Consider the following 7,717-nt stretch of genomic DNA (forward strand, 5'->3'; position numbering starts at 1 on the left):
TGTTTAAAAATTATTGAATTAGAATTTTATGTTGACTTCTGCACCGAAATAAAACGCCGTATTACGTTCTACGTACAGACCTGTGCGATTGCTGATCTGCGTTGGATTCATCTTAAAGAAATTGTTGGCCATAAAAGCAATCTCGAAATAGTTAGAGAACTGTTTAGTCAGACGTAAATTAAATTGCACCGTAGGCTTTAGCTTCTCTTCGATGAAATAATAGGTCGTGCCATATACGGACAACATTTGTTGATAAGGGGAGTTGTGTGCGTTTTCAGGTTGCCATTGATGTACGATACCACTGTCATCCATATAAGCAACGGGATCTACATAACGGGGTCCGTTAATATCTTCCAATGCAGCATCTCCATATATCCGCTGTCCGTTATCGTCCAGATAGTATATCAATGATTTGCCATTTTCATCTTCCCAGGCGTATTTTATTCGCTGGTCCCAAATGATCTGGGTGACCAACGACGCGATCATTTTAATTCGTGGGATGTGTGTGATCATCCTGATATTGGTATTGAATCGTTGTCGGATGGTTTTACTGCCTGACGGCATAATAGCAATATAGGGATAAATCCTTCCCTGATAGGTCGTAGTAATACTCTGATAGGTTGGTAATGTTCCGTAAGCTTCTTGGTACAGCCATGCACCATCTACCACGAATGAAGTTTGCAGCGGTTCGATTTTCCCTGTATTGAAGACATACTCAACCCCTTTCTTGATCGATGTCTCCCTGTTCACCGGTGAAGCATAGGTACGTATCACCTTGTTCCATTGGCTGGCAGCCTCTAAGCGCTGGCCACCTTCCTGATAATAGACCCTTCCATTCTCAAATATCGGCATCCTTCCTGCACCGCTGACGGTAAATGACTCATAGTGGCTGATATAGGGCTGCGACTGGAATCCTAAACCGTCAGTCAACTTTTCGTGATAAGCTGTAACAGCTAGACTGTATGTTTTTTTCGCAACCATAAAACCGATTTCTTTCTTGGTATTCCTTGCAGGTTTCAGCTGATCATTTACCGTGCTTATCATATGGGTGGTGATCACGGCCAAAGAATTTTCGCCGTCTAGATAATTAAAGGTAGGTTGGTCAAAGTAAGCGTTATCCGGCGAAATATAAGACAACGTCGGCATTTTGTGCGAGAGCCCGATACCACCCGTAATACTGAATTTATCCAAAATGGAATTATTGTTGCTGTTTAAAATCTCATAATCGATATTGATCCGGGGGTCTAAAGAAGTCAGTCCCGTCGGAAGCATCTTATTTACCCGGAGCCCTCCCTGCATGATCAAGTTTGTGGTACCGAGCGGCAGGCTTAACCTGTCTTCCAAGAAAAATGATAAATTGTTCAAAACTGGAAGATCTCTTGCGGCCCGTGGGCGCAATGTGGTCGAAAGGTGACGAAAAGGCGGAAAAGCTTGGTCATATAGCAGGCCTGCACCATTGTTGCCGCTTAGCATCCAATCCAAGCCTACCAATACCGTATTGTTTATATTGTGCCATTTTTTGCTCCAATCCCCCTTTATTTTAGCGTAGGCATTGTAAGGTTTGCCATCGATATCATAGGCCGAATGAAACCTTCCAGGCAAATAATCTACCTCATAAACACCCGGAATATATGTTGTCGGGTTTGGGATCGAGCCTGAGGAAAGCACGTACAGTTCACGAAGATAATCACTGTTTTGTGTATAATCTCCCGAAATATTGTACTCCAGGTTGGTAATCCAGTTTTTTCGGAGCATCCACTTTCCTGAAATTCCGGCACGGATTCCCTGTTTTTTGGAACGCATTTCTTCGCCTTCCAGTTGTTGTGCATCCGAGCGTTCGCTGTCCAGCGTATTGAAATAGGAAAAATTAGCTTTGAAATCCATCGGATTCGGACTATTGGAAAATAGTGTATTGGAGTAAATCAGCGAACCTGTTAGGCGGTCGTACCCCTTGAATTTTTCGCGGATATCGTCATATGCCCTAGTGAAATCAATTCCAGCGTTTAGGTACCCGCTTTGATTCTTTAGCTTCATGCCTTTATAGATGCTGCCGATCTTGGTATTCGGGTCAACTTTGAAGCGAGCAGTCAGCGGTGATTGGCCTACTTTGGATTTTACCAGAACGACACCCGATGTCAGGTTCCCGTATTCTACCGATGGAATACCGCGGATGACTTCAACAGATTCGATGTTTTCGGCCGAAATATCCCTTAAGTCAGTTCCTCTTCCCGCTACACCCGGCGTCGAAGTGGCGTTTCCAGCCTGTGCAGAATTGAACACCTGCATATTGGCGTCGTTCGAAAGCGGGTTGTTATCGATCATGATCAACGCGCCCAAAGCCGAGTTGTTGCTCGCCTCGATCTCCCTTAATTTGATCTGCCCCGGTGAGGCCAATGTCGGGTTTTCAGTAATCGCCCCCGGCAACAGTTGGAATACATCTTTTAAACTTTTGGGTTGCAAATGTTCTACGGCTTCTCTCGAAATCGTAGATTTCGAACCAAACTGTTTCTCCTTTGATGTTACTGCAACCACCGACAACGCAATGCTCTGGAACTGCAACCTGACGTCCAATATGCTATTTTTAACAATCTCAGTCGAAATCACTTTTTCCTGGTAACCCATAGCGCGGTAGGAAATGGTATAATTCCCCGGCGGAACATTGTTCATTTTATATTTTCCCTGCTCGTCTGTTACGGTCCAAATTTTTAGTTCTTCTATGCTTATCGTAACATTAGGAAGCGACCCATTGCTTAGCGAATCGTGCACTGTTCCTGCAAGCTGGTGATTCTGTGCGAATGATCTGCCGCTCGAACACAGAACTACAAGCGACAGCAACGCGATAATTTTCTTCTTCTTTATAGAGAAACAATATAATGCTGGTAGAAGGTTGCTTAATAATTTATACCTGTCCATGGATAATAGGCCAAAAACTTGCTTTGTAATTTTACGAATGCCTATTCTATGCTTTCGTAAGGATCGGACAAAAGTATTACTTATTTTTTTTAAATGCAACTTTGTTGCTTATTATTATTTCTCTCATAGGTCGTTATTCTGAGTACGATAATAGGATTAATTTTTTTATTGCAATAGAGTTGCTTTTGTTTAATTTGTTTTTATTTTTGCAACATAATTGCTTTTGAAAGAAGCTAATAACACTAAAAGCATTATTAGCCGTATTTCCGGCTATTCCCTTAGGAATACCATTTACATTTTTATTCCCCCATATGACGATCAATTTTAACAAACTTTCGGGCACAGTATTATTGGCCCTGCTATTACAAAGCTGCATGGTTAACCAGCGTGCGATTAGTAACCGCAAATCCATTGACCCCACTACTGCAGCCCTTCGCGACTCCATCATTCAAAAAGGACTAGAAGGGGAGGCGCTCTATACATTGATGGCCGATATAAAACCCATGAGTAGCGTCGCTACATTTGCATTCCCGTTGTCGAATAGCGATAGCACAAAAAGACTGGAAGCTAGTCTGGTGCATAAAGACAGTTTATATTACCTAGACCGGGTGCGTCAGATACAAGAGGCGTTAAATTGTATTGATCTTCCCGATCTCAAGTTTGTGCTGGTGCCATACCGTAATATGTATAGTAAGCCCCGTATATTACAGATCAGTGTGTTGCGTATATCGAAGCTGGATAGTTTGTTGGTCGCAAAGCAAGACTTCTTTGGACAATATGGGTTTTCGGCAGGAGCCGATCCGGCAGTTGTGGTAACTGTTAATGAGTATGAAAAAAAATACGAACGGCTGAGGGGGTACGGTTATTTATTCGGTTATCCCGATTACGCTGTAGACTTTTTTGTCAAAGCATTCCATCAGTCTGATTCTACGGGGCAACATGTCAACCGGAAATTTTTTCGTATTCCTACTTTTGAGCGCGAGCAAGGTAATTTCGTGTATGCCTATCCCGTAGATCACGTACCCGCCGCTATAGACTCGACATTATATAAGAGATCGCTTCCCGTACTCGCACAGTACAAACAGATTCGTGATAATTACATGAATGCGGACAGTACAATACGTGGCTATGCGCTTTTACAAGATTGGATTACAAGAAAGGGTGATTAAGTGCTCCAATGCTTCAGGCGGTCGCGCCGGTAAATTGGGTGCATGGGCCGGTATCGCGCTTACCGTTTCTAACATGGTAGGCACAGGTGCGTTTACTAGCCTAGGATATCAGGTTGAAGGGGATGCGTCCATATTTTCTGTGGTCATGCTATGGCTTTTGGGCGGATTTACAGCATTTTGCGGTGCAGTAAGCTACCATAGCCTGATTCAGTTATTTCCAGACTCAGGCGGTGAGACCTATTTTGTCGCCCGATTATATGGACGGGTACCTTCCATCATCGTGGCGGTACTATCCATTGTCTTTGGTTTCGCAGCGCCCATAGCCCTATCTGCAGTGGCCTTTGCAAGCTATTTGCTTCCGGTGGTTGGGCTTCAAGTAAAAGGGGTAGCATCGCTGGCTATTGTCCTCGTATCAGCTGTACACCTTATGCGGCTTCGAACCCGAGGAGCAATACAGGGATGGCTATCACTCGGGAAGATTTTGATACTGTTGGCCTTTATCATAGGCTTTTTTTTCGTCCCGAAAAGCCTCACCGTGCAACCAGATCCTGCTAATATCAACATAGAATATTTTTTTACCGCGCCATTTGCTATTGCGCTGGTCTTTGTACACTATGCGTATTCGGGATGGAATACCAGTGTCTATGTCTTTCGTGAACTAAAAGATACACGAACGGTTTATTTTTCGTTGTTTGTTTCCGTAGTGCTGATCACGTTGTTGTATACAGCATTGAACGCGATATTTTTCCTCTGTGTGGAAAAGGAAAATTTACAGGGCGTTACCGAAGTAGGTAGTATGGTAGCCGAAGTACTTTTCGGTAGCAAGTGGGGTCATGTACTTTCGTCAGCTATCGGGATTTTACTGATTGCAAATGTTAGCGCTATGATCTGGGCAGGCTCTCAGGTATCTCAGAAGACGCAAGAGTTAGTTAGTAGTAAATTGCCCTCGGTAGGTAAGCCATTCCTACATTTGATTTCCCTGGCGACTATTAGTCTGCTCTTTGTGTGGTGGTATGAATTCGGCCAGCTATTGTTGATCACTTCCTGCATCTTGTCGCTAATCTCGGTATCGGTTGTCGTTAGGCTCGTCAGTCTACGCAATTGTAAGAATGAAGCTGTATCCATAACTTGGAAAACGAAGACTTGTGCCATATTCTATTGCGTTATGATGTTTTCGTCCAGTGTAACTGTTCTGCTAACAGCGTTATAACTATATACGGCCTGCCAAGTACAGCCGATACGTAGTATTTGCAATATATGAACCAACTGGCTAACTATTTGGATAAAAGAATATTCTCCTGTATTTTTTCCGGCAAATCTAACGCCTGAGGAACATATGGCATATATATCAAGCTTGGATCGTAAACGTGATTATAATAACACGATAGCCTATGCAAAAAAGGAGGCTCGTGAGGAAGGTATTGCCAAAAGGTGAGCGCAGAAAGGCTAATGAAACAGCACTTGAGATGAAAAAAGATGTCGGCAGCAGAGAGGCCACCGAAGTGCATGGCAATCTTGATCACATCCTCCTGGTACACCATGATGCCGTACGTATCGCCCAGGTGCTCCTCAAACACCTCGTGAAAATATTCAAAGCTGTCGGGGCAGTTGTGCCGGAAGATGTACTCCTTCATCATGCCCGACTGGGCGACCCCCGGGCGGATGATCGAAGAAGACGCCACCAGCGTCGGGTAGTCCGCACATTTCAGGCGGCGCAGCAGGCCGCGCATCGCCGGCGATTCGATGTAGAAGCAGCCGATCGTCTGCCCACGGCTCAGAAAGTCATTGCAGCGAGCCTCATTCTTGGAGAGTGCCGTATCCCGTATATCCACCTGTATGCCCCGGTTCTTACGGATCAGCTTCGCCGCATCGTTGATGCTGCCGATACCGCGCTGGCTCAGGATATCAAATTTCTCCAGTCCGATCTCCTCGGCAACATACATGTCAAACTGCACGATCGGGAACCCCTTTGGCGGCATCTCCAGCGCCGAGTAATCCGTAATGGGCTCCTCCGAGATCAGGATCCCGCAGGAGTGCATGCTCCGCTGGTTCGGATATTTCTCGAGCATCCTGCCGTACTTGTGCACCAGCTTCACCACCGAGCTGTCGTCGTGCATATCGACCGACTGCGTCGCCAGGGCATCCAGCTCCTCCTTGGGCAGTCCGAAAACCTTACCCACCTCGCGGAATATCGAGCGGTACTTAAATTCCACATTCGTACCACAGAACGCCACGTGGTCCATATGTACAATTGCGCGTTCCATCTATATCCTCCCGTGTTAAATTTTATCAAAGCTAGGTTTAAATACTAAAATAATTAGTAGTATTGCTGTTCAAAATTGACACAATGTTGTACTGGACAGAAAATATAAAATACCTGCGGGCCCGGGTAGGGTACTCGCAGCAGCGGCTGGCAGACGATCTGGGTATCACGCGCACGCGGTATTCCAAATACGAGTATGGGCTTGCCGAGCCGCCTATTGAAATCTTGGTGAAGCTGTCGAGCTACTTTGGCGTGAGCCTGGATGAACTGGCTAAGGTCGATCTGCGCAGTAGACGGGGTATTGCCCCCTGATCTTAAACCCAGAAAAATATCTATTGTTCTCTTAAATTAGTGACCTGTTTCGAGTCTTTGTCGGTTTTTTTTACTAAAAATATTAGTTTTTCTATTTTTAATTGTTATCTTTAACCTATTAAACCGATAAACTAAAAGTATGAGCCGATCTTCAAGACGTATAGACGACCCGATATGGAAATCTATCCTAGAGCAAACATTTGGACATTTTCTAAATTTCTTTTTTTCCGATGCGGGGGAAATCTTTGACTTTGAAAAGGAGTTTGAATACCTGGATAAAGAGTTTGATAGTCTATTCCCGCCCAAACCCAATAACAAGGGGGTGCGTTATGTAGATAAACTGGTAAAAGTTTTTCTGCGGGATGGGAGCGAGCAGTTTGTGCTCTGCCATGTAGAGGTACAGTCAAGCAAGGGAAAAGGCGACCTCGCCCAGCGGATGTTTGAATAGTTTTTCTGGAATTGTTTGTTTTCAAAGGCCATCAAGAGCCTTCATGATGGCATCATGAAGGGTTTTATCGAATTTCTGATAAATATAAGGTTCCTGTTACCGCCATCGCGATCCTAGCCGATGGAAATAGAAATTACCGTCCGGCTATTTACGTTCAGGAATTCATGGGTACAAGTCTAACCTATAGGTTCAATAGTTACAAGATACTGGATCAGGATGAAGCTGTGCTCCGTGCAGACAGTAATCCATTTGCCGTAGTGGTACTCACGGCATTGCTGGCGATATTGCACCGCAGTGTTACCGATGAGCAGCTGAAAGAGATCAAACACGATCTTTACGAAGAAATGATAAAGCGTGATATGAGCAAGGATACCCGGCAGGGGATATATGACTTCTTGGCACGTTATGTGAGTTTTAAAAATCAGGAAACATTTATTATCTTTGAAGAGGAAGTAAAAACTAAGTTAGGGAGGAATACTACAATGTGTCTATAACGGAAGTCACTGGGCCAGCTAATTCGGTTTGATTTGCCAATTATTTCGGAGGTCAGCGGGCCAAAAAATCTCCTGAATTTCGGAGGTCAACGGGCCATTCTTACTTTGAAAACGGAGG

At 44.5% G+C, this 7,717-nt stretch carries 7 protein-coding genes; 5 read left to right on the top strand and 2 right to left on the bottom strand.

Annotated elements, in window-relative coordinates; translation table 11 throughout:
- Positions 1–18: 18 nt before the first annotated feature.
- Positions 19–2,913 (bottom strand): TonB-dependent receptor, encoded by a 2,895-nt coding sequence (locus tag FAZ15_RS20010; protein ID WP_136903143.1) that lies wholly within the window; start codon positions 2,911–2,913, stop codon positions 19–21.
- Positions 2,914–3,224: 311 nt separating this feature from the next.
- On the opposite strand from FAZ15_RS20010, the gene FAZ15_RS20015 reads away from it, so the two are divergent.
- Both FAZ15_RS20015 and FAZ15_RS20020 read left to right on the top strand, forming a co-directional pair.
- A complete protein-coding gene (locus FAZ15_RS20015; RefSeq protein ID WP_136903144.1) occupies positions 3,225–4,082 on the top strand; it encodes a hypothetical protein in 858 nt (285 codons plus the stop codon).
- Complete coding sequence (locus FAZ15_RS20020; RefSeq protein WP_136903145.1) at positions 4,018–5,292, top strand: APC family permease; 1,275 nt, start codon at positions 4,018–4,020, stop codon at positions 5,290–5,292. The genes FAZ15_RS20015 and FAZ15_RS20020 overlap by 65 nt, the downstream gene beginning before the upstream one ends.
- Positions 5,293–5,356: 64 nt before the next feature.
- Here the strand turns inward: FAZ15_RS20020 and FAZ15_RS20025 are convergent, their stop codons facing one another.
- The gene (locus FAZ15_RS20025; RefSeq protein WP_202912459.1) at positions 5,357–6,346 is read right to left on the bottom strand and encodes a DNA polymerase III subunit alpha; all 990 of its coding nucleotides are present in this window, start codon (positions 6,344–6,346) and stop codon (positions 5,357–5,359) included.
- An 83-nt stretch (positions 6,347–6,429) separates the two neighbouring features.
- Between FAZ15_RS20025 and FAZ15_RS23160 the strand changes: the two genes are divergently transcribed.
- The 3 genes from FAZ15_RS23160 to FAZ15_RS20040 all read left to right on the top strand — a co-directional run bounded on the left by FAZ15_RS23160 (position 6,430) and on the right by FAZ15_RS20040 (position 7,599).
- Complete coding sequence (locus FAZ15_RS23160) at positions 6,430–6,657, top strand: helix-turn-helix domain-containing protein (RefSeq protein ID WP_136903146.1); 228 nt, start codon at positions 6,430–6,432, stop codon at positions 6,655–6,657.
- A gap of 139 nt (positions 6,658–6,796) precedes the next feature.
- Positions 6,797–7,105, top strand: a complete 309-nt coding sequence (locus tag FAZ15_RS20035; protein ID WP_136903147.1) for an RpnC/YadD family protein — start codon at positions 6,797–6,799, stop codon at positions 7,103–7,105.
- 164 nt (positions 7,106–7,269) lie between these two features.
- On the top strand, positions 7,270–7,599 hold the full coding sequence (locus tag FAZ15_RS20040) for a hypothetical protein (RefSeq protein WP_136903148.1): 330 nt from the start codon (positions 7,270–7,272) through the stop codon (positions 7,597–7,599).
- Positions 7,600–7,717 lie beyond the last annotated feature (118 nt).

Origin of the sequence: Sphingobacterium olei, assembly GCF_005048855.1 — a bacterium.
GTDB classification, from domain to species: domain Bacteria; phylum Bacteroidota; class Bacteroidia; order Sphingobacteriales; family Sphingobacteriaceae; genus Sphingobacterium; species Sphingobacterium olei.

What these genes read in the sequence shown, in the direction of transcription:
- FAZ15_RS20010 (WP_136903143.1), bottom strand. Translation starts at nt 2,913, where the DNA reads ATGGACAGGTATAAATTATTAAGCAACCTTCTACCAGCATTATATTGT.
- FAZ15_RS20015 (WP_136903144.1), top strand. Translation starts at nt 3,225, where the DNA reads ATGACGATCAATTTTAACAAACTTTCGGGCACAGTATTATTGGCCCTG.
- FAZ15_RS20020 (WP_136903145.1), top strand. Translation starts at nt 4,018, where the DNA reads ATGCGGACAGTACAATACGTGGCTATGCGCTTTTACAAGATTGGATTA.
- FAZ15_RS20025 (WP_202912459.1), bottom strand. Translation starts at nt 6,346, where the DNA reads ATGGAACGCGCAATTGTACATATGGACCACGTGGCGTTCTGTGGTACG.
- FAZ15_RS23160 (WP_136903146.1), top strand. Translation starts at nt 6,430, where the DNA reads ATGTTGTACTGGACAGAAAATATAAAATACCTGCGGGCCCGGGTAGGG.
- FAZ15_RS20035 (WP_136903147.1), top strand. Translation starts at nt 6,797, where the DNA reads ATGAGCCGATCTTCAAGACGTATAGACGACCCGATATGGAAATCTATC.
- FAZ15_RS20040 (WP_136903148.1), top strand. Translation starts at nt 7,270, where the DNA reads ATGGGTACAAGTCTAACCTATAGGTTCAATAGTTACAAGATACTGGAT.